Origin of the sequence: Streptomyces graminilatus (assembly GCF_001418565.1) — a bacterium.
Classification (GTDB): Bacteria; Actinomycetota; Actinomycetes; order Streptomycetales; family Streptomycetaceae; genus Streptomyces; species Streptomyces graminilatus.
The window spans coordinates 15,587-40,015 of sequence record NZ_LIQQ01000004.1 but is presented as its reverse complement, the minus strand read 5'-3'; the positions used below and the strand labels follow the sequence as shown (position 1 = coordinate 40,015).

Annotated in this window: 19 protein-coding genes and 1 pseudogene; 10 read left to right on the top strand and 10 right to left on the bottom strand. The window is 69.2% G+C overall.

Annotated features, from left to right (window positions below; translation table 11 throughout):
- Positions 1-309: 309 nt before the first annotated feature.
- On the top strand, positions 310-4,131 hold the full coding sequence (locus AOK08_RS00275) for a GH92 family glycosyl hydrolase (protein ID WP_055522429.1): 3,822 nt from the start codon (positions 310-312) through the stop codon (positions 4,129-4,131).
- 44 nt (positions 4,132-4,175) lie between these two features.
- Here the strand turns inward: AOK08_RS00275 and AOK08_RS00270 are convergent, their stop codons facing one another.
- The 5 genes from AOK08_RS00270 to AOK08_RS00250 form a co-directional block, all read right to left on the bottom strand.
- Positions 4,176-4,565, bottom strand: a complete 390-nt coding sequence (locus tag AOK08_RS00270; protein ID WP_055522428.1) for a hypothetical protein — start codon at positions 4,563-4,565, stop codon at positions 4,176-4,178.
- 430 nt (positions 4,566-4,995) lie between these two features.
- Positions 4,996-6,096 carry a lytic polysaccharide monooxygenase auxiliary activity family 9 protein gene (locus AOK08_RS00265; protein ID WP_055522426.1) on the bottom strand — a complete coding sequence of 367 codons (1,101 nt, stop codon included), beginning with the start codon at positions 6,094-6,096 and terminating at the stop codon, positions 4,996-4,998.
- A gap of 415 nt (positions 6,097-6,511) precedes the next feature.
- Positions 6,512-9,229: an aconitate hydratase AcnA gene (gene acnA, locus AOK08_RS00260; protein WP_055522442.1), complete on the bottom strand. Its 2,718-nt coding sequence runs from the start codon at positions 9,227-9,229 to the stop codon at positions 6,512-6,514.
- Between the two features lie 487 nt (positions 9,230-9,716).
- Positions 9,717-10,397 (bottom strand): formylglycine-generating enzyme family protein, encoded by a 681-nt coding sequence (locus AOK08_RS00255; RefSeq protein WP_055522424.1) that lies wholly within the window; start codon positions 10,395-10,397, stop codon positions 9,717-9,719.
- A 12-nt stretch (positions 10,398-10,409) separates the two neighbouring features.
- Positions 10,410-10,949: a GNAT family N-acetyltransferase gene (locus tag AOK08_RS00250; RefSeq protein WP_055522422.1), complete on the bottom strand. Its 540-nt coding sequence runs from the start codon at positions 10,947-10,949 to the stop codon at positions 10,410-10,412.
- A 283-nt stretch (positions 10,950-11,232) separates the two neighbouring features.
- On the opposite strand from AOK08_RS00250, the gene AOK08_RS00245 reads away from it, so the two are divergent.
- The 6 genes from AOK08_RS00245 to AOK08_RS45380 all read left to right on the top strand — a co-directional run bounded on the left by AOK08_RS00245 (position 11,233) and on the right by AOK08_RS45380 (position 17,772).
- Positions 11,233-12,762 carry a helix-turn-helix domain-containing protein gene (locus AOK08_RS00245; RefSeq protein ID WP_055522421.1) on the top strand — a complete coding sequence of 510 codons (1,530 nt, stop codon included), beginning with the start codon at positions 11,233-11,235 and terminating at the stop codon, positions 12,760-12,762.
- 797 nt (positions 12,763-13,559) lie between these two features.
- The gene (locus AOK08_RS00240) at positions 13,560-14,027 is read left to right on the top strand and encodes a thiol-disulfide oxidoreductase DCC family protein (protein ID WP_063793972.1); all 468 of its coding nucleotides are present in this window, start codon (positions 13,560-13,562) and stop codon (positions 14,025-14,027) included.
- Between the two features lie 133 nt (positions 14,028-14,160).
- The gene (locus AOK08_RS00235) at positions 14,161-14,772 is read left to right on the top strand and encodes a methyltransferase family protein (protein ID WP_157876502.1); all 612 of its coding nucleotides are present in this window, start codon (positions 14,161-14,163) and stop codon (positions 14,770-14,772) included.
- Between the two features lie 78 nt (positions 14,773-14,850).
- Positions 14,851-15,198: a hypothetical protein gene (locus AOK08_RS00230; protein WP_055522415.1), complete on the top strand. Its 348-nt coding sequence runs from the start codon at positions 14,851-14,853 to the stop codon at positions 15,196-15,198.
- Entirely contained in the window at positions 15,195-16,505 is a 1,311-nt protein-coding gene (locus AOK08_RS00225) for a cytochrome P450 family protein (RefSeq protein ID WP_157876501.1), read from the top strand. Before AOK08_RS00230 ends, AOK08_RS00225 begins: the two co-directional genes overlap by 4 nt.
- A gap of 4 nt (positions 16,506-16,509) precedes the next feature.
- A complete protein-coding gene (locus AOK08_RS45380; protein WP_157876500.1) occupies positions 16,510-17,772 on the top strand; it encodes a hypothetical protein in 1,263 nt (420 codons plus the stop codon).
- Positions 17,773-18,134: 362 nt separating this feature from the next.
- On the opposite strand, the gene AOK08_RS00215 is transcribed toward AOK08_RS45380, so the two are convergent.
- Entirely contained in the window at positions 18,135-18,326 is a 192-nt protein-coding gene (locus tag AOK08_RS00215; RefSeq protein ID WP_055522411.1) for a hypothetical protein, read from the bottom strand.
- The gene (locus AOK08_RS00210) at positions 18,323-20,065 is read right to left on the bottom strand and encodes an ABC1 kinase family protein (RefSeq protein WP_055522410.1); all 1,743 of its coding nucleotides are present in this window, start codon (positions 20,063-20,065) and stop codon (positions 18,323-18,325) included. Before AOK08_RS00210 ends, AOK08_RS00215 begins: the two co-directional genes overlap by 4 nt.
- A gap of 101 nt (positions 20,066-20,166) precedes the next feature.
- On the opposite strand from AOK08_RS00210, the gene AOK08_RS44350 reads away from it, so the two are divergent.
- The 3 genes from AOK08_RS44350 to AOK08_RS00195 are packed head-to-tail and all read left to right on the top strand — an operon-like array spanning position 20,167 to position 22,057.
- Positions 20,167-20,595, top strand: coding sequence for a hypothetical protein (locus tag AOK08_RS44350; protein ID WP_055522408.1), 429 nt, complete (start codon positions 20,167-20,169; stop codon positions 20,593-20,595).
- Positions 20,592-21,386 carry a hypothetical protein gene (locus AOK08_RS00200; RefSeq protein WP_055522406.1) on the top strand — a complete coding sequence of 265 codons (795 nt, stop codon included), beginning with the start codon at positions 20,592-20,594 and terminating at the stop codon, positions 21,384-21,386. The genes AOK08_RS44350 and AOK08_RS00200 overlap by 4 nt, the downstream gene beginning before the upstream one ends.
- Positions 21,383-22,057: a hypothetical protein gene (locus tag AOK08_RS00195; RefSeq protein WP_055522404.1), complete on the top strand. Its 675-nt coding sequence runs from the start codon at positions 21,383-21,385 to the stop codon at positions 22,055-22,057. The genes AOK08_RS00200 and AOK08_RS00195 overlap by 4 nt, the downstream gene beginning before the upstream one ends.
- Here the strand turns inward: AOK08_RS00195 and AOK08_RS00190 are convergent.
- From AOK08_RS00190 to AOK08_RS00180, 3 genes and pseudogenes are all read right to left on the bottom strand, one after another.
- Positions 22,006-22,899, bottom strand: coding sequence for a methyltransferase family protein (locus AOK08_RS00190; RefSeq protein WP_079053715.1), 894 nt, complete (start codon positions 22,897-22,899; stop codon positions 22,006-22,008). The two genes, AOK08_RS00195 and AOK08_RS00190, sit on opposite strands and share 52 nt — an antisense overlap.
- On the bottom strand, positions 22,896-23,525 hold the full coding sequence (locus AOK08_RS00185) for a hypothetical protein (RefSeq protein WP_055522402.1): 630 nt from the start codon (positions 23,523-23,525) through the stop codon (positions 22,896-22,898). The genes AOK08_RS00190 and AOK08_RS00185 overlap by 4 nt, the downstream gene beginning before the upstream one ends.
- A gap of 237 nt (positions 23,526-23,762) precedes the next feature.
- Positions 23,763-24,300: pseudogene (locus AOK08_RS00180) on the bottom strand (hypothetical protein).
- Between the last annotated feature and the right edge of the window lie 129 nt (positions 24,301-24,429).

The window sequence follows — 24,429 nt, the reverse complement described above, 5'->3', positions numbered from 1 at the left end:
TCCCCTCGCACCTGTCGTTTCCTCTGTCGTCGACGGGGCGTCGACAGGGCGAACAGTGGCAGACGCCGACAGGTATAGTCCACTTCCCGTCAAAGGAGCAAGATCGAGGGCGGGGTCGACCGCGGGTCTTTTCCGAGTTGAGACCTCACGGAAATATGCGGACCGCGGGCATCCATTGCGCGATGAATTCGCGATATTGGGTCCGAATGCCACATCCAACACCCTTGACACCACTGACCACTTGACTCCCTACTGGTTCCTGCGCAGCAAGCTGACAACGTTGTCCAGCAGTAGGGAGAGTGCTCTCGCATGCGGCAGGGAGTTCGGTACAGAGGTTGGTACGGGCGGGAGTTCAGGTCATTTTCGGCCATTGCTGCGACGTTCGCACTGGTGATCGGCGGACCGGGTGCGGCAACCGCCCTCCCGGCCACCGAACCGGCCGCCGACCGGGAGTTCGTCTCCTCGTTCGAGCCGGGTGAGCCGGCCCCGGACTGGCTGAACACCGTCGACACCGGGCCGGACGGCACGAAGCGGGCCTCGGGTGCCGACGGCGCCTACACCACCGGCATCCCGGGCAACGCGACCGACCAGGTGACGGACGTACGGGCGAGCGGCGAGAACACCACCGGGGGCGAGGTGAAGGAGAACCTCGTCGACGGCGAGCCGGGGACCAAGTGGCTGACGTTCGCGTCGACCGGCTGGGCGGAGTTCGACCTGGACGAGCCGGTCAGGGTCGTCACCTACGCGCTGACCTCGGCCAACGACCACGCCGAACGCGACCCCGCCGACTGGACGCTCCAGGGCTCGGCGGACGGTACGACGGGCTGGCGGACCCTCGACCGCCGCTCGGGCCAGTCGTTCGCCGAACGGTTCCAGACCCGGTCGTACGACCTGGCCGCGCCCGCCACCTACCAGCACTTCAGGATCGACATCGGAGGCAACAACGGGGGTGCCATCACCCAGCTCGCCGATGTCCAGTTCTCGACGGGCGACGGCGACCCACCCGTGCCCCGGGACATGCTGTCGCTCGTCGACCACGGCCCGAGCGGATCGCCGACCGCGAAGGCGCGCGCCGGTTTCACGGGCAAACGGGCGCTGCGCTACGCCGGAACACATCGGGCGGACGGGCGGGCGTACTCGTACAACAAGGTGTTCGACGTGGACGTGGCCGTCGACCGGGACACCGAACTGTCGTACCGGATCTTCCCGTCGATGGCGGACGGTGACCGCGACTACGACGCCACGAACGTGTCGGTGGACCTCGCCTTCACGGACGGCACCCTTCTGAGTGAACTCGCGGCGGTCGACCAGCACGGGTTCGCCCTGACGCCGCAGGGGCAGGGCGCGGCCAAGGGGCTGTACGTCAACCAGTGGAACCATGTCGCCTCGCGGATCGGGGCGGTGGCGGAGGGGCGGACGGTCGACCGGGTGCTGGTGGCCTACGACTCACCGGCCGGTCCCGCGAGGTTCCGGGGCTGGATCGACGACGTGGCGTTGCGGACGGTGGCTCCCGAGCCGCCCCGGGAACACCTGTCCGACTATGCGGTGACGACCCGGGGCACCAACTCCAGCGGTGCCTTCTCGCGGGGCAACGACTTCCCGGCGACGGCCGTGCCGCACGGTTTCAACTTCTGGACTCCGGTGACCAACGCGGGCTCGCTGAGCTGGCTGTACGACTACGCGCGGGCCAACAACGCCGACAATCTGCCGACGATCCAGGCGTTCAGCGCGAGTCATGAGCCGAGCCCCTGGATGGGTGACCGGCAGACCTTCCAGGTGATGCCGTCGGCCGCCGCCGGCACCCCGGACACGGGCCGTACGGCACGGGCGCTGGCCTTCCGGCACGAGAACGAGACCGCGCGGCCCTACTACTACGGGGTGCGGTTCGAGAACGGCGTCAGGGCCGAGATGACACCGACCGACCACGCGGCGGTCCTGCGCTTCACCTACCCCGGCGACGACGCCAGCGTCCTGTTCGACAATGTCACCGACCAGGCGGGCCTGACCCTCGACCCGGAGAACGGCTCCTTCACCGGCTTCTCGGACGTGAAGTCGGGGCTGTCGACAGGAGCGACCCGCCTGTTCGTGTACGGGGTGTTCGACGACGACGCGGAGGTCACCTCGGCATCGTGGACCGGGGTCAAGGGCCGTATGCGGTTCAGTGCTCCCACCGGGGTGGTGACGCTGCGGCTCGCCACCTCGCTGATCAGCGTCGAGCAGGCCAAGGCCAACCTGCGGCAGGAGATTCCGGACGGTACGTCCTTCGAGACCGTACGGGCCGACGCTCAGCGGCAGTGGGACGGGCTGCTCGGGAAGGTCGAGGTGGAGGGGGCGACGCAGGACCAGCTGACAACTCTCCACTCCAGCCTGTACCGGCTGTATCTGTACCCCAACTCCGGCTTCGAAAAGGTCGGTTCGAAGTTCCAGTACGCGTCTCCGTTCTCCCCGATGCCGGGTCCCGACACCCCGACGCACACCGGGGCGAAGATCGTGGACGGCAGGGTGTACGTCAACAACGGCTTCTGGGACACGTATCGGACGACCTGGCCGGCGTACTCACTTCTGACGCCCGGTCAGGCGGGCGTGATGGCGGACGGTTTCGTGCAGCAGTACAAGGACGGCGGCTGGACCTCGCGGTGGTCCTCCCCCGGGTACGCCGACCTGATGACGGGCACCTCGTCGGACGTGGCGTTCGCCGACGCCTATGTGAAGGGCGTCGGGTTCGACGCCAAGTCGGCGTACGACGCCGCCCTGAAGAACGCGACCGTCGTGCCCCCGATGTCGGGCGTGGGCCGCAAGGGCATGGCGACCTCGCCCTTCCTCGGCTACACGAGCACCGAGACGCGCGAGGGCCTGTCATGGGCGCTGGAGGGCTGTCTCAACGACTACGGCATCGCCCGGATGGGCCAGGGGCTGTACAAGGAGACGGGGCAGAAGCGCTACCAGGAGGAGTCCGAGTACTTCCTCAACCGGGCCCAGGACTATGTGCGGTTGTTCGACAAGGAGGCCGGGTTCTTCCAGGGCCGCGACGCGCGGGGTGACTGGCGGGTGGCGTCGTCGGCGTACGACCCGCGTGTCTGGGGTTACGACTACACGGAGACGAACGGCTGGGGTTACGCCTTCACCGCCCCGCAGGACAGCCGGGGCCTGGCCAATCTGTACGGCGGCCGGGCGGGTCTCGCGGACAAGCTCGACGACTACTTCGGGACCCCGGAGACGGCGTCACCGGAGTACGTGGGCTCGTACGGCGGGGTCATCCACGAGATGACGGAGGCCCGGGACGTCCGGATGGGCATGTACGGCCACTCCAACCAGGTGGCCCACCACGTGAATTACCTGTACGACGCGGCCGGCATGCCCTGGAAGACACAGAAGAACGTCCGCGAGGTCCTCTCCCGGCTCTACACGGGCAGCGAGATCGGCCAGGGCTACCACGGCGACGAGGACAACGGCGAGCAGTCGGCCTGGTACCTGTTCTCGGCGCTCGGCTTCTACCCGCTCGTCATGGGCAGCGGCGAATACGCCATCGGCTCCCCGCTGTTCACCAAGGCCACGGTCCATCTGGAGAACGGCCGGGATCTGGTGATCAAGGCCCCGGCCAACAGCGCACGGAACGTGTACGTGCAGGGCCTGAAGGTCAACGGGCAGTCCTGGACGTCGACTTCGCTCCCCCACTCGGTCGTCTCCGGGGGCGGGACCCTGGAGTTCGACATGGGCCCCGAGCCCTCGGCCTGGGGAACGGCCAAGGACGCGGCCCCGGTCTCGATCACCCAGGACGACGAGGTGCCGACACCACGGGCGGACGTGGTGACCGGCGCGGGCGCCCTGTTCGACAACACGTCGGCGACGAACGCGACGGTGACGTCCGTGAACCTGCCGGTCACCGGTGCCCCGAAGGCCGTCCAGTACACGCTGACATCGGCGGCCCGGGGCGACGCGCCGACGGGCTGGGCGTTGCAGGGGTCGTCGGACGGCGCCAACTGGCGGACACTGGACCGGCGTTCGGGGGAAGCGTTCAGGTGGGACCGGCAGACGCGGGCGTTCTCGGTGGCGTTCGCGGGGTCGTACGCGCGGTACCGGCTGGTGCTGGACGACGAGTCGACCCTGGCGGAGGTGGAGTTGCTGGGCTGACCACTTCCGGCTGGGCTGCCCCCTTCCGACGCCCGCTTCGCCGATCAGGGATCGGGGAAGCGGGCGGGGAGGCGGGGCAGCAACCGGCTTAGGGCGTCGGCGTGTTGGTGGACGCGCTTGAGCAGGGAGCGCCGGTTGTGGACAGTGCCCGGGACGTCCTGGGGTGGGCCGCAGCCGGTGGCGGTGTAGATGTCGTCCAGCGACGCGCCCCATCCTCGGGTGCCGTCCGGCGCGACCGGGCTCAGATGCGTCCACATGCACGGCTCAGGTCGCCCCGAATGGAAGCACAGGCACACTTCCAGGTCCGCGCGGCGGTACCTCAGCCCGAGGTCACGGTCCTCCGGCTCGGCGAAGCCCTCGCTCTCGACGAGGAACGCGAAGGCGATGCGTGCCTCGGACCTGAACTCCTCCAGCAGGTTCGGCCGATGCCCCATCCGTCGATGGTCGCGTGCGACGGTGTGCCCCGCCAGAGGCAGTCACGGTCAGCCGGTCGCGAGGGTGAACACGTGGACGTTGGCGTTGGCAGGGAGGCGGACGCTCGCCAGCGTTACCACGGGAGGGCGGGCACCTCGGAGGGGACGCGCACGCGGGTCACACCCGCGGGGTACCGCGTCCGCTCCTGCCCGGGAGGCAAGCCGTTTGACGACGCTGTCCGGCGGAGCGATAGAGTGAAGATCGGACCGCTGGACAACGTTGTCTCCAACCCCCGTCGGTCGCTTCCCCAGACGCACTCCACCCGGGCCTCATCCCCCGTGCCGGCCCGGCTCGCGGACCCGGTGTGTATTCGGCCACCGGGTCCGCCCTGAGCCGCTGAGCCGCCTTGAGCCCAATTGCGCTGCCTGTCCCTGCCTTGAACCTGCCCGTCTAACCGACCCGGCAGGGCAGGGTGGTCGCCGTCTCGCCGCCCGAGCCCCGGACGACGTATCCGAACGTCGCGCTCTTGCCCGGATCGAGCGAGCCGTTCCACCCGGCGTTGTGGACCATCACCGCCTGGCCGTTGTAGGTGGCGTCGCCGCTCCAGAGACTGTCCACCGCGAGGCCGTCCGGGAGCGTCCAGTCGACCATCCAGCCGAGCATGGGCACGGTCCCGGAGTTGGTGACGGTCACCTCGGACTGGTAGCCGCCGTTCCAACTGCCCGTCGTACGGCGGGTGGCGGTGCACGCGCCGGGCGGGGGCTCGGTGGGCGGGTTGCCGGGGTCCTTGATGCCCGTCACCTCGCCGTTGCCGCCGTCGAAGACGACGTCGGAGCAGGAGTAGAAGGTCTCCGAGCTGTCGGAGCGCTGCCACACCATGTAGATGATGTGACGCCCGGACTTGTTCGCCGGAAGCTTGCCGCTCCAGGAGTACTTGGTGTCGACCGTGCCCGGGGACCCGGTGCGCGGCGGGTGGTCGACACTGAGGAACGGCTGGGGCTCGATCGCGTCCCAGGTGAGCGTCTTGGTCGGGTCGAAGCCGTCCTTGGTGATGTAGACATAGAACCAACCCGGGTGCGCCGCCCACGCGTTGTACGCGAAGTCGATGGTGGCGCCCGAGGTGAGGTGGGTCAACGGCCAGTCCGCGCTGGGGGTGTTGAACCCGGCGAAGTTGGGGTTGCCGCCGCTGCACAACTGGCCGTCCGGGACGAAGCCCCGGGTACGGCCCGCGCCGTCCGAGCGCAGCACCGAGAACCAGTTGTAGAACGGCGTTGTCCCGCCGACCTGTTGGGCCGTCTTGCAGGCCGGATTGATCGCCTTGATCTCACCGCTGCTGGTGAGGGCGTCCTCCCAGCACAGGAAGGTACGGCTGCCGGGCTTCATCGGGGTGCCGTGGGCCTCCGCGTCGCCGCCCGCCGTGACGACCAGACCGAGGGCCGGGATCGCGGTGAGCAGGGCCAGGAGGATCAGGAGGAAGGCCCGGCCTCGGGTGGGGAGTGGTGGACGGCGTGGAGTGCGGGGGGAGGGCGGGGAGAGAGATGTCAGGGCCATGCCATGGACTCCTTCAGTCGTACGCGAGGCGCCGTACGTCGTGCGGTACGTACGGAACGTGCGGGTGAAGGGGCGCGCCCGGGCTGGGGGCGCGCGTGAAATGCCATACGGGATGTGCGCGAGGTGCGAGGTGTTCGAGGTGCACTGGTACGCGAGGTGCACGGGGTGACGCGTGGGGGGTGGTGAGGTGGGAGCGGCTCCCGCTTTACGGGTTCCGGTCCGCTCGGTGTGGGAGCGCTCCCACCTCACTCCTTCTCGAAGCTAGCGCCAGAGGGGGAAGATGTAAACGCCTGGCGCACAGGGGCCGTACACCCGGTCGACGCCCGGACACGGACCGGACACGGCCCGGACACGCGAAGGGCCGCACCCCCGCCCGAAGAACGGGGAGTGCGGCCCAGGCGCGTTACCGGATCGGCTAGCCGCGGATCAGGTTGCGCAGCACGTACTGCATGATGCCGCCGTTGCGGTAGTAGTCGGCCTCACCGGGGGTGTCGATGCGGACGACCGCGTCGAACTCGACGCCGGTGTCGGTGGTCACCTTGACCGTGCGCGGGGTGGTGCCGTTGTTCAGCTCCTCGACGCCGGTGAAGGAGAAGGTCTCCTCGCCGGTGAGGCCGAGGGACTCGGCGGTGACACCCTCCGGGTACTGGAGCGGGAGGACACCCATGCCGATGAGGTTCGAGCGGTGGATGCGCTCGTACGACTCGGCGATGACGGCCTTGACGCCGAGGAGCGCGGTGCCCTTGGCGGCCCAGTCGCGGGACGAGCCGGAGCCGTACTCCTTGCCGGACAGGATGACCAGCGGGATGCCCTGCTCGATGTAGTTGCGCGAGGCGTCGTAGATGAACGCGACGGGCGCGTCCGGCTGGGTGAAGTCGCGGGTGTAGCCGCCCTCGGTGCCCGGCGCGATCTGGTTGCGCAGGCGGATGTTGGCGAACGTGCCGCGGATCATGACCTCGTGGTTGCCGCGGCGCGAGCCGTAGCTGTTGAAGTCACGACGCTCGACGCCGTGCTCCGTGAGGTACTTGCCACCGGGGGTGTCGGCCTTGATCGCGCCGGCCGGGGAGATGTGGTCGGTGGTGACCGAGTCGCCGAGCTTGGCGAGGACGCGGGCGCCGGTGATGTCCGAGACCGGGGTGGTCTCCATCGTCATGCCCTCGAAGTACGGGGGCTTGCGCACGTAGGTCGACTGCGGGTCCCACTCGAAGGTGTCGCCCTCGGGGATCGACAGGGCCTGCCACTGGGCGTCGCCCGCGAAGACGTCCTGGTAGGACTTGCTGAACATGTCCTCGCCGATGGCGTTCGCCACGACGTCGTTGACCTCGGCCTCGGAGGGCCAGATGTCGGCCAGGAAGACCGGCTTGCCCTCCTGGTCCACACCCAGCGCGTCGCGCGTGATGTCCACCTTCATGGAACCCGCGAGGGCGTACGCGACGACCAGCGGCGGGGACGCCAGGTAGTTCATCTTGACGTCGGGGTTGATCCGGCCCTCGAAGTTGCGGTTGCCGGAGAGCACCGAGGTCACGGCCAGGTCGTGGTCGTTGACGGCCTTGGAGACCTCGTCCGGCAGCGGGCCGGAGTTGCCGATGCAGGTGGTGCAGCCGTAGCCGACGAGGTTGAAGCCGACCTTGTCGAGGTAGGGGGTGAGCCCCGCCTTGTCGAAGTAGTCGGTGACGACCTTGGAGCCGGGCGCGAGGGTGGTCTTGACCCAGGGCTTCCGCGTCAGCCCCTTCTCAACCGCCTTCTTGGCCACCAGCGCGGCGGCGACCATGACGTACGGGTTCGAGGTGTTGGTGCAGGAGGTGATGGCCGCGACCGTCACCGCGCCGTGGTCGATCTCGTACGTCGAACCGTCGGGGGCGGTCACGGTGACCGGGTTGGACGGGGCGCCGTTCGGGGCGACGGCCGGGGAGTCGGAGGCCGGGAAGGACTCCTGGCCGGCCTCGTCCACGGAGGCGACGTAGTTGCGGACGTCGACCTTGAACTGCTCGGCGGCGTTCGCGAGGACGATACGGTCCTGCGGGCGCTTCGGGCCGGCGATGGAGGGGACGACCGTCGAGAGGTCGAGCTCCAGCTTCTCGGAGAAGTCGGGCTCGGCGGACGGGTCCAGCCAGAGGCCCTGCTCCTTGGCGTACGCCTCGACGAGCGCGAGCTGCTGCGGCGAGCGGCCGGTGAGCTTGAGGTACTTGATGGTCTCGCCGTCGATCGGGAAGACCGCGGCGGTGGAGCCGAACTCCGGCGACATGTTGCCGATGGTGGCGCGGTTCGCGAGGGAGGTGGCGGCCACGCCCTCGCCGTAGAACTCGACGAACTTGCCGACGACGCCGTGCTTGCGGAGCATCTCGGTGATGGTCAGCACGAGGTCGGTGGCGGTGGTGCCGGGGGTCAGCTCGCCGATGAGCTTGAAGCCGACGACGCGCGGGATGAGCATCGAGACGGGCTGGCCCAGCATCGCGGCCTCGGCCTCGATACCGCCGACGCCCCAGCCGAGCACACCGAGGCCGTTGACCATGGTGGTGTGGGAGTCGGTGCCGACGAGGGTGTCCGGGTAGGCCTGGCCGTTGCGCACCATGATCGTACGGGCGAGGTGCTCGATGTTGACCTGGTGGACGATGCCGGTGCCCGGCGGGACGACCTTGAAGTCGTCGAAGGCGGTCTGGCCCCAGCGCAGGAACTGGTAGCGCTCCTTGTTGCGGCCGTACTCCAGCTCGACGTTCTGGCCGAAGGCCTCCGCCGTGCCGAACTTGTCGGCGATGACGGAGTGGTCGATGACCATCTCGGCCGGGGAGAGCGGGTTGACCTTCGCCGGGTCACCGCCGAGCGCCTTGACGGCCTCGCGCATGGTCGCGAGGTCCACGACACAGGGCACGCCGGTGAAGTCCTGCATGATCACGCGGGCCGGCGTGAACTGGATCTCCTGGCTGGGCTGCGCCTGCGAGTCCCAGCCGCCGAGGGCCCGGATGTGGTCGGCGGTGATGTTCGCGCCGTCCTCGGTACGGAGCAGGTTCTCCAGCAGCACCTTCAGGCTGTACGGAAGGCGAGCCGAGCCTTCCACCTTGTCCAGCCGGAAGATCTCGTACGACTCGTCGCCCACGCTGAGCGTGCTACGGGCGTCGAAGCTGTTCGCCGACACGACAGTCTCCTTCATTGATGTGCGCGTTCCACCGCATCCTGCCGCCACGACTACTTGGCCGATCCGCTAAGGTGAGGCTAAGTTAGGCAAGCCTTACTGAGCTGGCGACTGCGGCACGTCTGGGTAGATATCTCGATGTCGAGATAACTCTAGTACATGGGCGGCGGATGGTCATGCCCGGCTGCCCTTGACCTGTCTCACTTGGCCCACCGGGGTGCCGGACAGCGTGTCGCTCCGGTATGCACGTCCGCCGGTTGCGCGGTGAGTGTCGCTTCGGGGGCTGGTACCGGGCGGTGGCGAGCGGACGGCGTGGCTGCGGGGTGGGACGATGCCGGGGAAACAGGTGCCGTTGCGTGGGCGACAGGCACAACAGCCCGGTACGCCACTCCACAGCGCGACGCGGCCTATTGGGAGGCCCGGTGCGCGAAGTCGAGCGAGCCGCCAGAGTGGCCGTGGCCAAAACCGGTGACCCGGGTCTCCCGGAGTTCTAGCCGGTGGAGCGCGCGACGCGGAACCCCACGTCGTCGACCTGGAAGGTCGGATGGCTGCGGCGGCGCGCGGAGGCGCGGCAGCTCCAGTGCTCGTCGAACCAACCGCCGCCGCGGAGCACCCGGTAGGTTCCGTAGACCTCGGCGTCGTAGACGTCCCAGCACCAGTCCCAGACGTTGCCGAGCATGTCGTGAAGACCCCATGAGTTGGGCTGTTTGCCACCCACGTCGTGGATCCGCTCGTGCGAGTTGCCGCGGTGCCAGGCGATCTCATCGAGCGGCGCGTACCGCGGCCCGGTCGTGCCGGCGCGGCAGGCATGCTCCCATTCGGCCTCGGTCGGCAGGCGGTACCCGTCGGCGGACGCGTCCCACTCGATGCCTTCGCCCCCTTCGCCGTCGTCAGGGAAGTGGTAGGCGGGCGTGAACCCGTCACGCCGGGACAGGGTGTTGCAGAACCGCACCGCGTCCCACCAGGAAACGCACTCGACGGGCAACCGGTCCCCGTGGGCGGCACTCGGCCGCTGGTCCGTGACCTGTGCGTACAGCGACTGGGTGACCGGGAATGCCGCAAGCCGATAGGGCGCGAGCTCGACCGTCCAACTCCGCTGCGTCCGCCGGTCCGACAGCGTGACCTGCCCCGGCGGGACCGCGATCATCTCGTTCGCTGCGATCATGCCCATGATCAGGGCATCCTAGCGAGACGTGACGCACACACCGAACCACTGCTCGGCCCCCCATTCCTCGAACCGTCGCACCTCGGTGAACCCCAGCTTCGCCGCGAGGCGCATCGAGCGGTCGTTGGCGGTCTGGGTGCAGAGCACCACCGGCTCGCCGGGAAACGCGTCGGCGAACCAGCCGAGCGCCGCCGAGCACGCCTCGGCGGCATACCCGCGTCCCCACGCCTCCGGCAGAAACATGTAGCCGAGCTCCGCCTCCCCGCCCTCCGGACGTACACGCCCCGGACGCTCCGCGTCACGCCGGTCGAGCGTGACCGTGCCGATCATCGCCCCGTCGAGCTCGATCACGAAAAGGCCGGGGCGCCGCCCGGGCAGTTCAGGCAACGCGCGTTCGAGCTCGTCACGGGGTCGAGGACCACCGAGGTAAGTGCGCACTTCCGCCGAGGCGAACAACTCGACGAACGCCGCACGGTCCCCGGACTCGGACTCGCGCAGCACGAGCCGCTCGGTCCTGATCGGGACGGGCGGCCAGGTGACGGACCCCAGTTCAGCCATGACGGGCAACCTATCGCCCGCGCCTGATTCCGGTCCGCCGGTTACGAGTCAGGCCTCGACCCGCCGCACGGTGATCTCGTACTGGTCCGCCGCGCCGTCCCACTCGGCCACCAGTGCGCCGCCCTCCTCCCTGGACTCGCGCATGCCGTGAAGGCACACAGGACCGACTGTACGAGGGCCCACTGACAACGCCCGCGCCCGTTCCCCAGGGTCCGCTGACGATACGTCACCCGCCCGGACTCCCCAGCGGGCGGCATCTCATATCTGAGATAACCTCAACCTCATGGCAGACGACTACCTCGTACGTATCGGCAAGCTCATTCGTGACGCCAGGCAGCACCGGGGCTGGACACAGACGCAGCTTGCCGAGGCGCTCGGCACCAGTCAGAGCGCGGTCAATCGCATTGAGCGCGGCAATCAAAACATCAGCCTTGAGATGATCGCTCGAATCGGTGAAGCTCTCGACAGTGAGATCGTCTCCTTGGGCTACGCGGGTCCGATGCACCTGCGCGTGGTCGGCGGGCGTCGGCTGTCCGGTTCCATCAACGTCAAGACCAGCAAGAACGCGTGTGTCGCGCTGCTGTGCGCCTCGCTCCTCAACAAGGGCCGCACGGTGCTGCGTCGGGTCGCCCGCATCGAAGAGGTGTACCGCCTGCTGGAGGTGCTGAACTCGATCGGCGTACGCACGCGGTGGATCAACGACGGTGTCGATCTGGAGATCGTGCCGCCGGCCGAGCTGGACATGGCGGCCATCGACGCCGAGGCCGCCCGCCGGACCCGCTCGATCATCATGTTCCTCGGCCCGCTGCTGCACCGCATGGACAGCTTCCGGCTGCCGTACGCGGGCGGCTGCGACCTCGGCACCCGGACCATCGAGCCGCACATGATCGCGCTGCGCCGCTTCGGGCTGGACATCGCGGCGACGGAGGGGCTCTACCACGCCCGTGTCGACCGTTCCGTCTCCCCCGGGCGCCCGATCGTGCTGACCGAGCGCGGGGACACCGTCACCGAGAACGCGCTGCTCGCCGCCGCCCGGCACGACGGCGTGACCGTCATCCGTAACGCGTCCTCCAACTACATGGTCCAGGACCTGTGCTTCTTCCTGGAGGCGCTGGGCGTACGGATCGAGGGCGTCGGCACGACGACGCTCACCGTGCACGGTGTGCCGAACATCGACGTCGACGTGGACTACTCGCCCTCCGAGGACCCGGTCGAGGCGATGAGCCTGCTGGCGGCGGCGGTCGTCACGGAGTCCGAGCTGACCGTGTGCCGGGTGCCGATCGAGTTCCTGGAGATCGAGCTGGCGGTCCTGGAGGAGATGGGGCTCGATCACGACCGTACGCCCGAGTACTTCGCGGACAACGGCCGTACGCGGCTGGTCGACCTGACGGTCCGGCCCTCCAAGCTGGAGGCGCCGATCGACAAGATCCACCCGATGCCGTTCCCGGGCCTGAACATCGACAACGTGCCGTTCTTCGCGGCCATCGCGGCGTCGGCCCAGGGCAAGACCCTCATCCACGACTGGGTCTACGACAACCGCGCGATCTATCTCACCGACCTGAACCGCCTCGGTGGCCGTCTCCAGCTTCTCGACCCGCACCGGGTGCTGGTCGAGGGCCCGACGCGCTGGCGGGCCGCCGAGATGATGTGCCCGCCCGCGCTGCGGCCGGCCGTGGTGATCCTGCTGGCGATGATGTCGGCGGAGGGCACGTCCGTACTGCGGAACGTGTACGTCATCAACCGGGGGTACGAGGATCTGGCGGAGCGGCTCAACTCGGTGGGGGCGCAGATCGAGATCTTCCGGGACATCTGAAGGTTCTAAGAAAAAGTATCATAAAACCCCTCCTGACCTGCAGAAATGCGGGTCAGGACGGGACGCGTGGGCGCCTCTGGGACTTTCCTGGGACTTCTGGCCGGGCTCGGAGGCTTTGAGTGACAGGACACATCACGTGATCCGTCATCGGAACGATGTCGGCCTGAACGATCCTCGGAAAAGGCCAGATCAGGACCTATTTTCCGGCTCGCCGTCCCGCGTGCGGGCACCCAGAGCCTCAAACGAGCGTCACGACCAGCAGTCCATCCCCCTCTTCGGGCGGAACAGGCTGCCACGACCAGCTCCCATCCACGAGCCCACTCCCACTCACTCCGGACGCAGGTTCGCGCATCATGGCCCTCACCGCGTCTCCGACTGTCATAGCGGATAGCGCGGGACGGGTAGCTGCTCGCCGTCGCTGTCGATGCGAGGGGTGGGAGAAACGCCAGGTCACGAGGCCCTTCGCCGTCTTTTAGACGGTCATTCTGAATGTGCAGGTCATGGGGCTTGTGTGGGCGGAGGATTGGGGTGCTCGTGCCGGTCGTGGGCGTGATCGGCAGCGGGTGGTCATCCGAGCCACTGCTGGTTCACCGGTATCGCGAGCCGGGGTCCGGAGTGCCTCGTAGGGTCCCGAACTCCTTCACGAGAACACATCGTTCAGGGGCTTCACCCGCCTGCCTGGCCTGGGGGAAATGGTTCACTGCCGTCAACCATCGGCGGGGCCCAAATCCTTCGAATTAGGGAATTCGCTCGAACAACTGTGAAATGCATGCGAGTTGTGCTCTACGCTCCGGGGAATGAGTCGAGGGAAAGACGCGCTCGCCGACGAAGCGGTCCTTTTGTTCGATGCCACGTGTGTGATGTGTTCCCTGCTCGTTCCGTGGATCATCGAGCACGAATCGGTCGCGGTGCTGCGGTTCGCCGCGCTGCGGTCGGACGCGGCAGTTCGCATGCTGGAGCGCCATGGAGTCATCGCCGTCGACGACGAGACCATGTACGTAATCGAAGGCGGGCAGGTGTACACACGATCAGCCGCGGTGGCCCGGTGCGCCCGCTATCTGCGCTGGCCATGGCGCATCGCCATGGTGATCGGCGCGATGCCAGTCCGGCCACGGGACGCCGTGTACCGGTGGGTCGCGCGCAACCGGCACCGCTGGTTCGGCACCCGCGACGCCTGCGCCATCCCTCCGCCCTCCGTTCATCAACGCCTTCTGGATTGGCGGGTAGGATTGGACGACGATTCGGACGTGAAAAACGGTGAATGACGTGTTGGCCGCGCTCGGGTGGCGTGTCTCGCTCCGTCAACGGCTCACCCTCGTGGGATACATTTTCTTCCTTTCGGCTGTCTTTACCGTCGGCGGCTATGCAATCGCACTTCCTTTCGGCGATCGCACGTATGTGGTGGAACTCCTTCTGTGGATTCCCTGGCTCATCTGGCTCGGCTACGTGTTTCCAAGGGACCATGCGCGTGCGGCCACGGCGGCGTCTCCTCTCCCGTACCGACGCGCCTTCTTCCGCCAGGTGGCGCCCGGCGTCTCGTGGAACTTCGCCCAGATGGCACGGCCAGGGCTGGTCGGGGCGTGCGACGGGGGATTCGGCCAGTTGCGCCCCGTGCCGGTCGCCGTCGGGCTGTGCGTGGTGGCGGCGGGCGCCACGGTGATCCATATCGCACTCCGCTCGCTGGGTGTCTCCCGGGCACTGTTCCTGAGCGAGTACCGAATCCGGCCCGAGTCACGGCCTTTGGTGACAGTGGGCGTCTACGGCTGGCTTCGGCACCCGCTGTTCGTCGGAGGCGTGGTGACCTCTCTGGGTATCGGGGTGTTCTTCTGCACTCCGGGACCGCTTGGTACGGCACTGGCGAACGCGGCCGTACTGCCGGTGTACCAGGTACTGGAGGACGCCCGGTGCCGCCGCGTCCACGCGTCGTACCGGGACTACCAACAGAGCGTGGCCGGACTGGTGCCGGACGTACGGCGGCTCGGGCGACAGCGGTCCACGGAGCCACACTGACATGCGATATATCCCGCATGACGATGCATATCACTCGTATCGCCCACGAAGAGTCAGCCACGAAAAGGGAGTGTGGGGATGGCCGGGACGGCAGCCGAGGGCAATGGGGAGCACGGTCCGGCGGGACTGGCGAAACGTGCAGCCGCCGGGGCAGCGCGCAGTGTCGCCCACGCCTCGCAGACCTTCGCCAACGAACTGGACCGTGATCCCGACCCCGTGGCGCTGCCGGGGAACGCGGTGACGGCGTTCTTCAGCGCCAACGCCGTGTTACTGCGCGACCTGGCGTCCGTCGTACGGGATCTGACCGAGGAGTGCGGACCGAGGCGGGCCGGCCGACCGGCCCACGACGAGGACACCGACGCCCACCGGTCCGCGGCCGAGCCGGGCTTGGACCCGACAGGCCCGCCCGCTCCCCCCGCCGCATGAAAGAGGTGTCGCTGCCCGCCACCACGGGGCACGGCGAGAAGGTCTTCCTGTCGAAGCCCGTCTCACCCCTTCGAGTGGCACGCGGACTGCGCCGGTCGGTGCTCGACCTGGCGCCGCTGTTCGGTGGGCACGAGGTCATCAGCTTCTCGCTGGCCGGGGCCACCTGGCACATCGGCCGGTCGCCGGAGTGGGCCAGGCATGTCATCGGCTCCCGGTCGATGTGGGCCGACCTGGGCGTCCTCCCACTCGGCCTGGTCGGCCACCCCACCTACTACGCCATGGGCGGGCTGCCGGGCGCGCCGCCCGACGAGCACCGATCGGTGCGCCGCGCCGTGATCCGCAGCGGGCCGACGGGTGCCGTCGACCTCCAGGTGGTGCGCGCGGGGCTCGCGACGGCCGAGCGGCTGGCGACCGACCCCAGCAGCCGGATCGTCGACCTGACCGTATTCGCCCGCGCCCTCTTCCTGCACACCACCGCAGCGGCTGTGGTGGGCGTACGGCTCGACGGCACGGCCATCCGGCGGGTCCTGCACTGGTTTGACGCGTGGACGAGATTGCTGTCGAACCCGCTGATCGCAGTCGGCGGGCCCGGACTGCCGTTCACCCCGGCGGGACGCCTGCGTACCGTACTTGCCCGCTGGTACGGCTGGCTGGAGAGCCTCCTGCACGGGCCTTGCGCCGAAGGCGGTCTGGCCGCCCGGCTACGGAGCCGGACGGCCGACGGCGTGATGCCTGTGCAAGAGGCCGTGGGCTATCTGGCGACGGTGCTGTTCGCGGGCACCGAGCCACCAGCCCACACCCTGCTGTGGGCGTACACGCATGTCGTGGACGCCGGTACGACTACGACGGCCGGGCTGCCCGGCGTCCCGGACTCCGTGAACTCGCGGCGGGCAGAGGTGTTGCTGTGCGAGTCCTTCCGGGTGCGCCCGGCCGTCAACCTCGTGGTCAGACGCGTCTTCAAGGCGGACGAGCAGGCGAAACGGCGGCAGCGGAGACCATGCCACTCGGCGTCCGCGGAGACGTTCGTCGTGGCACCGCCGCTGGCTCACCAGCATTCCAACGAGCGGCACGGGCTGCCCGGTTACTTCCGGCCCTTGACGGACGGCCCGACCCATCTCGACCCCGACGAATACCCCGGGCTCGGCACCGGGGCCCACTACTGTGTGGGCGCCCGGTTGGGCATGACGGTGGGCCGAGAGGCTCTGATGCTCCTGTGGCGGGAGGCGGAGCTGCTGCGTGCACCCGACCCCAGGCCCGCCGGGTTGATCACCTCTCTGCCGCGACGGCTGCCTGTGATCCGCTGGTGACACGGTGCCGACCCGACCCTCGGAAGTGTTTCTCTCCCGGCTGAACGCCGCCGCCGACAGTGACGTGACGGTCCTTCTTCGCTGTACGACCGTCGCCCGCGCGGACGCCGTACTGGAAGCCCTCATCCGCGCGGGCACAACGGCCCCGGTCCGCGAGGTCGGCAACCGCGCACGCCGTCTTGAGGTGGTGCGACGCCTTCCGGCGGTGCTCGGACCGCACACGCTGGACCACTCCCCGGGTTCGGCAGGCCCCTGGGACCTGGCCAGAGCGAGCGACGATCCAACGGTGGTCGTCGTCCGCTGGAGTCATCTGGCGGGCGATGCCCGCACCTGCCAGGAGGCGGTGCTCGACGGGTTGCAGCACGCGGGCCTGCTTGGCGCCGACGCGGACCGTGGCTGCCAGTGCGTCCGGCTACCTGCCGGGGCGCAGGGCCCGGCCTCCCCAGCGGACGCCTGGGGGGCCCTGCGCGCACAGGGTGAGAGCGGCGTTTGGGACGCCCTGCGCGCCGCGCTGCCCGCCACGACACCGCTGCTGCGCCCGCTCAGGACGGCCCTCGACACCGGCGCCCCCACCGCCAACACCACTGATGCCGCTCAAGCCACTGACGCCGTCGCGCTGATCGCCATGGACGACGTGACCACCGGGCACGCCCCGCACCACCCGCCCGCTTCGCGGTTCGCGCACGTCGTGTCCGCTGTCGCAGCGATGTCGGGACAGCGGCGGATCGGCGTGACCGTGGATCTGCGCCGTCACGAACCCACCCTTCCAGGCGCGGGCACAGCCGGAAACCTCTCCCTGGTGGGCTGGATCGTCCTGCCGCGGCGGCGCCCTGCGCCGGAGCCGACGCACCAGCGCGTCCAAGGGCTGCTACGACGACGCTTCTGGCGACAGCAATTGGCCGTCGACGCCTGGCTGGGTGACCGCTCCCCGGAGCGGCTGGCCGACCGCTGTGACCTCCTGATCGGCGGGCTCGCCCACCGGGCGCCGACGACCGTCACCGAGCTGTGGCGCGACGACGGGCCGGTGTGCGCGGGCTGCGGTCGCGCTCGACGCCATCTGCCTCCGGACATCGGGGTGCTCGCGATCCCGCCCGCGCTGCCACCTGCGGGCCTGACCGTAGGCATCACCCGTACTGCCGCACACACCACCGTGTCACTCCGCCGCGTCACCCTCCCCGGCCACTCGGCCACCGCCTGGCTGACCACGGCGGCAGCACGCTGGGCGAGGGGCCGCACACTGCATGCAGGACCAGTGACCCACCCCTGAACCGCCGGACGACACCGGTGCGGGCTCCGAGCTCCGCCACAAACTCCACGCGTCGCTCCCCGTTCGCGCCCGATCACGAAGTGAGGACGCGTCACGTCCATCAAGTCCCACCCGCAGAGGACCGCTTCGGAGACCGTGACCTCCACACAGCCGTCACCCAGGCTGCCGCTGTAGCTGGTACCTGAACCACGCCAGCACCGGCGGACATGACCACCTCTCAGGTACCGGGGACGCCACCCCCAGAGCTCGATCATCCCGGCCCTTTCAACCCGGCCCAGGTGGTAGAGGGTTTCTTCAGGGAAATGACCAAGTCAAACGAACCTCCTCGCGACGACTGCCCGGTACGACCTGGAGCCGGCCCTTCAGGAACGGACCGCGCCGCGTGCCAGCCGACCCGCCGTTCGGGCAGCCTCGGTCAGCATGGCCTTGTTCAGTTCCAGGGCGGCAGCCGCGGCGCGCTCCGCCATCGCGCCGATCCAGCGGACGTCCAGGCGGGGCGGTTCCACGGGGGTGACCACCAGCCGTGGCAGCGGCGTCTCATCGTGACCGGTCATCCGACGAACCTCCTGGCCCACTGCCGCAGCACCACATTGGTCGCCGCCAACAGCGTCAACGCTCGCACCCAGTGATCGGTCACCCATACCGCGACCGGCCAGCCCGGCGCGGTCACCAGCCCCACCGCCAGCGCGAGCACCGCGGCGAGCGCGGCAAGCCCGGTCAGCAGCACCAGACGTACCAGACCGTGCGCCAGCTCGTTGGCAGCACTGGGCGGCGGCGGCGCGGCCCGCTCCGGCCCCAGCAGGAGCCGTAGATCAAGCCACTCCCAGCCCGCGGTCATCGTCGAGGGCGCGCTCAGCAGTGCCGCCAGGCCCGACGGGTCCTGGGCGCCGGCCCGTATTGTCTCCTGGGTCTGCTCGGCCACGTACCGCACCAGGAAGTCGTCCATCTCCGATAGCCAGTCGATGCCCGGGTCCAGCCGCAGCATTACCATGTCCGCGACCAGGATCGCGCGGTACAACTGCATCACGTCGGTGCTCATCGGCAACCGGTGCCGGCGCAGCGCGCCCAGTGTGCTCATCAGGAAGGCACCTGTGCTGCGCCGGTTCATGGGCGTACCGGGATCGCGGGCTGCCACGATGTAGGAGCGGATCGCCTCTTTCATCTCGGCCTCAAAGCTTCGCAGGTCACGACCGGGGAGTGGCCCGACCGACTCCAGGAAGAGCCGATAGGCGCCGTGCACCTCACCCCGTACGAACGCCCTGCGCAGCCGAAGCTGGAGCGACCACTGCCTCTCGTCCATCCAACCGACTAGACCGAAGTCGATCCAGTTCAGCCGCCCGCCGTCGCTTACGATCAGGTTGGACGGATGCGGGTCGGCGTTGAACATGCGGTGCCGCGTGGACTGTTCGAGCACCGACCGGAACACCAGGCGGGCCACGCCCTGCGCGGTGATGCCGCGCTGCGCCCACGCCGTCAGCCGCTCCCGGTCGTCGTGGTGCAGGGCGGACAGGATCTGTCGAACCGTCACCCCGTTGATTCGTTCCATGGTGAGCACCTCGGCGGAGCACAGGTGTCGGTACGGTGCCGGCGCGTGGTGCGGAAGCTCGTCCCCGGCCAGCGCCGTGTGGAAGAAGGAGAGGTGGGTCGCCTCGCGCTCCAGGTCGAGTTCAGCGACCGCCAGTCGGCTCAGCTCGCGCGCGGCGGTCCCGATGCGCAGGTCCATGAAGGGCGGCACCCTGTCGAGAAGCCGGGCCACGGCCCGTACGAACCACATGTCCATCGTGACGAGCCGGGCGACACCGGGTTTGAGCACCTTGACGACCACGGGCTCACCGGACCGCAGGACCGCGCCGTGCACCTGGGCCAGGGACGCGGTGCCCAGGGGCTCGTCCTCAAATTCCGCGAACAGCTCCTCGACGCGCCTCCCCAGGGACGCCTCGACCCGCCCGCGGATCCGCTCCGCGGGCACCGGGCGCAGCCCGTCGAGCAGCCGGGCCAGTTCCTCGCAGTACGCGGGCGGCAAGAGGTCGTAGCGGGTCGCGAGCAGCTGACCAACCTTGACTACACCGCCTCCCGCCCGTTCGAAGTAGACGCGCACGATCCGCGGACAGGCCGCGGGGCGCAGCAGCAGGGCGGCCAGGAAAGCGACGGCGCATCCCGCGCCGAGCAGCGCGAGAGTGGGAAACCGGGTCAGCCGTACGGCGGCGCCTCGCAGGAGCCGGTCGAGCCGCCGTTGGTCGCTGCCAGTGCAGGTCGTGCCGGTACCAATGCCAATATCTCGGATGTTATGCAAGGAACGCACCTTGTTGGGTAGCCTGATGGTGAGATGGGCGCTTTCTCCCGGCGTGCTGCTGCCTGCCGGGCGGGCCCCGAAGCCGCGTCAGGGGAGCCAATGTGGGTGTCGACATCCCGCAGCCGTTGCGCACCAAGGTAGAAGGCCCGATCGGTCCGATCACGATCGACGGGGTCCCCCACGACTTCAACATTTCTGTCGACCGACTACCGAAACTCGCGGTCGGGATCGATCCCCTGTCCGTCGGCGTGACGGAACTGCCGAAGATCAGCGTGGGCCTCGATCCGATCGCCCTGGAACCCGTGGACGTACGGCTGTCGATCACGCGCGTCCCCGATGTACGGGCGCATTTCCCGACGGATTTCACCGTCCGGGTATCGCTACTGGGGCTCCAGCTGTTCGCCGTGCGCCTGACCGGTGAGGCGCAGATGATCACCGAGCCGTTCCGGCCCAACCCTGCGGAGCAGACGGAGCCCCCGAGGGAGCGTCCGGTGCTGCGTCCTCTGCCGCCCGAGGACGGGTCGCCGTGACCAACGACCCGTCCCCCGTGGTGTTCGCCGGGCCGCCCGACGCGGCGGAGGCGATTGTGGCCGTGCCTCCCACAGCCAGGGGCCGCGTCTCGGTGGCCTGTGACGACGCTGAGCTGAGCTACCGGCTGCTGTCCGCCCCGGTCGGCACCGGGACGACACTGCTTCGGTTGGTACTGAGCCCCACCACGCCGCCCGGCCGGTACCCGGCGAGGATCGTCACCGAGGGCGGGGACCTGGCCGCCGTCATCGCCGTGGCCGAACGGCAAGAGCTCTCGGTGCAGCCCGCAACCCTGCAGTTCGACCTGCCGGCGGGCGGCACCGGCAGGGTGGACATCACGTTCCACAACACCGGCAACACGCCATACGTCCCGCGCCGCGCGTACGGGGTCGGTCTGCTGCAGAACGGTGCGCTGGAAGCAGCTATCGGAGACATGCTGCGCATGCCGGAGATCCGGATGCGGGAGACCGGGAGGAGCCGTCTGGAGGAGGCCGGGGACACCCTGGCCGACCGCTACGGCGGCACGGCGCGCCTGGTGATCACCGGTCTCGACGGCCCCGTAGAACCGGGCGCGTACGGCACCGCCACGGCCGAGCTGCAACTGGACCGGCGGGCCCAGTCCACCCGCGGCTACCACGGGCTGTGGGAGCTGGAGGGAGCGCGGATCCCGGTGAGCGTGACCATCGGCGGCGAGAGGGAACGGCGCCGCGGGGGCCGGGCGGATCACCCGACGGCAGAGCAGGACGACACGGCGGCAGAGCAGCACGACCCAGCGGCGGAGGGACCCCCATGAGTACGACGGCAAGCCGACGACGGGCCGACGACCGGCACGGCCGGGAGTACCGGGGCCAGGACCGCCAGGGATGGCGCGACGCGGCCGGGGTGCTCGGCAGGCTCCTGTTCCCATGGGGCGGCGCGGGCCACTGCGCGCCCCTGACCTGCTCATGCCTGTCCTACGAGCCCGAGGCCGGGGCAGGCTGCCGCAGTCACGGCTGGGCCTGCGAGGAGGAACGGGGCGAGCCCGGCTGGCTGCCACGCCGACTGCCGCCGGTACATGCAACGGTCGGCTGCGGCGGAGTACTGAGGGTGCGTTTCGTAGTGCGCAACCACTCGCTCCAGCACCGCGCCTTCCTCGTCGCGGCCACCGGGCCCGACGCCGGTCTCGCCAAGGGGGCTCCGTCCACCGCCGAGATCGACAGCATGGGCCGTGGCGACCTGACCGCGGTGATCCGAATGCCCGACACCGGGCCACCGGGTGGGCGCCGGGCGCTGGAGCTGACCCTGTGGGTGCGCGGCTGCCGCGACCACGTCGCCAACGTGTGCGTGACTCCGGACGATGCCGGCTGCAACGAGGCGACAGTCCGTCACCTGACCGACCGCCAGGACGCCCGGCACACCTGGCGCGACCACTTCTACACCTCCCGGTCCTGCAGTTGCGCCGACGCCTCCAGGCAGGAGCCGTAGGAGTTGCGCAAATGGTGGGGGTGGTGGGAGTCGCGGGACTCGGGTGACCGGCGGGCCGGAATGATCCAAGGCACCTGACGCGAGTAGTCGGTGTACCGGTCGCCGAGCACCTTGGCAAGGCGCCGGTCCTCCAGCACGTTGTAGACCAGGCCGTACAGGGTGTTCACCACGGCGAGGGCCATGCCCGCCGTGGTGGGCGCCAGCAACGCGAATGACCACGAGACGCCGATCCCCGACCAGAACAGCGGATGGCGCACTCGGCCGTACGGACCGCGCTGTACCGGTTCGAACAGATCCGGGTCGCGGAACTCCGAGGCGAACCCGACACGGGCAGCGCCCAGCACCCGCCAGGCGCCCACGAACAGAACGGCCGAACCGAGGAGCACCACCAGCCCCGCGGACTGCACGAGCCAGGCAGACGCGGTCCCGGGCAGCCGGGGAAACAGGCCCGCACGCAGGTTCTGCCCGTTCCACGCAGGCCGCAGCATCTGGCTGAAGCCGATGGTGATGCCGGGGAAGATGTCCTGGAAGAACGCGCGCCGGTACGGATACTCCAGCGCTGCGGCGAGAATGGCCTCGCGGTGCTTGCCGAAGAGGTGGCTGTGCCATATCGACCACACCCCCCACATCACCACGGCCGCACAGACGATGCCGACGGCCGGGACACCGACCGCCCACTCGACGCACGCCTGCACGGCGACAACCCCGACCATCGCGGCGCCGAACCCGAACCAGATCGCCAGCGGGACCAGTCTGCGTGGCCACCGTCCGCCGACGCCCAGACAGTCGAGGAGATCCGACATCGCCCCGGGGGACTGCGCGCCCCGCGCCCGGTCGCTCATCCGGTGATGACGACCGGCACGATGGAGGCGGTGAGACCCGGCACATGGACCGCGCCCCTGACCTCACCGACGGCAGTCAGCCGGTCCGGGACGACCACCTCCACAGCGACCACGGCCTGTTCACCGGGGCCAAGCGCCAACTGTGCTGGTTCCAGTCGAAGTTCGACGTCGACCCGGGCCCCCGACGGGTCGACGAACGCGGTGGGCAGCGGGGTCGCAGTGATGGCTTCGTCCCGTACGTTCTCCAGGAGGAAGGCCCCCGCAATTGTCTCCCCGGGGCTACCTCGCAGCACCACGGCGTGCGCGCCGGGCGCCGCGCCCGGCGCGCCGTCCCGGGTGGTCTGTGAGGAGGCCGGTTGGGCGGAGCGCCGGGAGAACCTGGTGAGTTGCTCGAACAGAGCGCCGTTGGCCTCGATCACGGAGGTCAGCGACTGCCCCAGGGAGGTGGGGAGCGTCGCAGGCTCGATGGCGGCGAGCCCGGCGGAGAACACGCGGCCCGCCTCGGCGACGCTCTCCATGGTCTCGCGTAGCACGTCCAGCGGGCAGAAGGCGATCGGGTCCGTGGTCTCGTCGGCGGCTCGGAACTCGGCTGCGGCGCCGGCTCGGGACTCGGCCCCCCTAGGCACCTGCTACTCCCCTACGCACCTATCGCTCCCCTTTCCCGCACTCGCTTCACTACCAGGGGATCATACTGATCCATTAGGGAATCAACATCACATATCACCCCTTCGAGTGAAATAAGGCCAAGCGGTGGATCGTCGAGCGTCTCTTCGCCCACCTGATGCGCAGCCGCCGCCTGGTCCGCGACTTCGAGCGCCGCACCGCCAGTGCCGAGGCGATGATCCTTTGGTCGATGACCACGGTCATGAGCCGCCGCCTGGCTGGGCCACACCGCGGGCGGGCGTGAACCGGCCCGCAGCCGGCTCTGCCAGCCAGCCGCGCGCGACCAGGCGTCTCGCCTTCGACCGCAGCGCCTCCACACGGGCCGGCACCACGTCCATGCCGAAGGCGGCGGCCATCTCCTGGCAGGTCACCGGCCCCTGACCGAGCCGGGCCCGGTCCGCCCCCAACTGCACGACGCGCTGATAGTCCACCGGCAGCGCCGACCAGGCCAGCCCCTCACACCACATGGGCACCTGCGACTTCGGCTTCGCCGCCTGCGCAACCGTTCCCGGCTATCCTTCGGCGGCCCGCACACTCCCGTCGGCCCGGGCACGGTCGCGCCCGGGCTCCTCCGGGGCCAGCACCTCGCCGACCTTCGAGCGGGCAATCGCCCACTCCTGCTTCCCGCTCGGCCACGGCCAGTTCGGCCTGGAATCGGTCCGCTTCCTCCCGCAACTCGTCCACCCGACGGCAAGCACCCAGCTCGCGCTGTTCCAGCAGTCCGACCACCGACGGCATCCACGACCCCCACAGCAGCGACGACACGACAAACCGTCACTCCCACGAGATCGCCGAACCTACGCCCCACCAGCGAAAACACAGTCCTCACGTCCGGAACAACAACAGCTTCTGAGCTTGACTCTGTCG

What these genes read in the sequence shown, in the direction of transcription:
- AOK08_RS00275 (WP_055522429.1), top strand. Translation starts at nt 310, where the DNA reads ATGCGGCAGGGAGTTCGGTACAGAGGTTGGTACGGGCGGGAGTTCAGG.
- AOK08_RS00270 (WP_055522428.1), bottom strand. Translation starts at nt 4,565, where the DNA reads ATGGGGCATCGGCCGAACCTGCTGGAGGAGTTCAGGTCCGAGGCACGC.
- AOK08_RS00265 (WP_055522426.1), bottom strand. Translation starts at nt 6,096, where the DNA reads ATGGCCCTGACATCTCTCTCCCCGCCCTCCCCCCGCACTCCACGCCGT.
- AOK08_RS00255 (WP_055522424.1), bottom strand. Translation starts at nt 10,397, where the DNA reads ATGGGCATGATCGCAGCGAACGAGATGATCGCGGTCCCGCCGGGGCAG.
- AOK08_RS00250 (WP_055522422.1), bottom strand. Translation starts at nt 10,949, where the DNA reads ATGGCTGAACTGGGGTCCGTCACCTGGCCGCCCGTCCCGATCAGGACC.
- AOK08_RS00245 (WP_055522421.1), top strand. Translation starts at nt 11,233, where the DNA reads ATGGCAGACGACTACCTCGTACGTATCGGCAAGCTCATTCGTGACGCC.
- AOK08_RS00240 (WP_063793972.1), top strand. Translation starts at nt 13,560, where the DNA reads ATGAGTCGAGGGAAAGACGCGCTCGCCGACGAAGCGGTCCTTTTGTTC.
- AOK08_RS00230 (WP_055522415.1), top strand. Translation starts at nt 14,851, where the DNA reads ATGGCCGGGACGGCAGCCGAGGGCAATGGGGAGCACGGTCCGGCGGGA.
- AOK08_RS00225 (WP_157876501.1), top strand. Translation starts at nt 15,195, where the DNA reads ATGAAAGAGGTGTCGCTGCCCGCCACCACGGGGCACGGCGAGAAGGTC.
- AOK08_RS00215 (WP_055522411.1), bottom strand. Translation starts at nt 18,326, where the DNA reads ATGACCGGTCACGATGAGACGCCGCTGCCACGGCTGGTGGTCACCCCC.
- AOK08_RS00195 (WP_055522404.1), top strand. Translation starts at nt 21,383, where the DNA reads ATGAGTACGACGGCAAGCCGACGACGGGCCGACGACCGGCACGGCCGG.
- AOK08_RS00190 (WP_079053715.1), bottom strand. Translation starts at nt 22,899, where the DNA reads ATGAGCGACCGGGCGCGGGGCGCGCAGTCCCCCGGGGCGATGTCGGAT.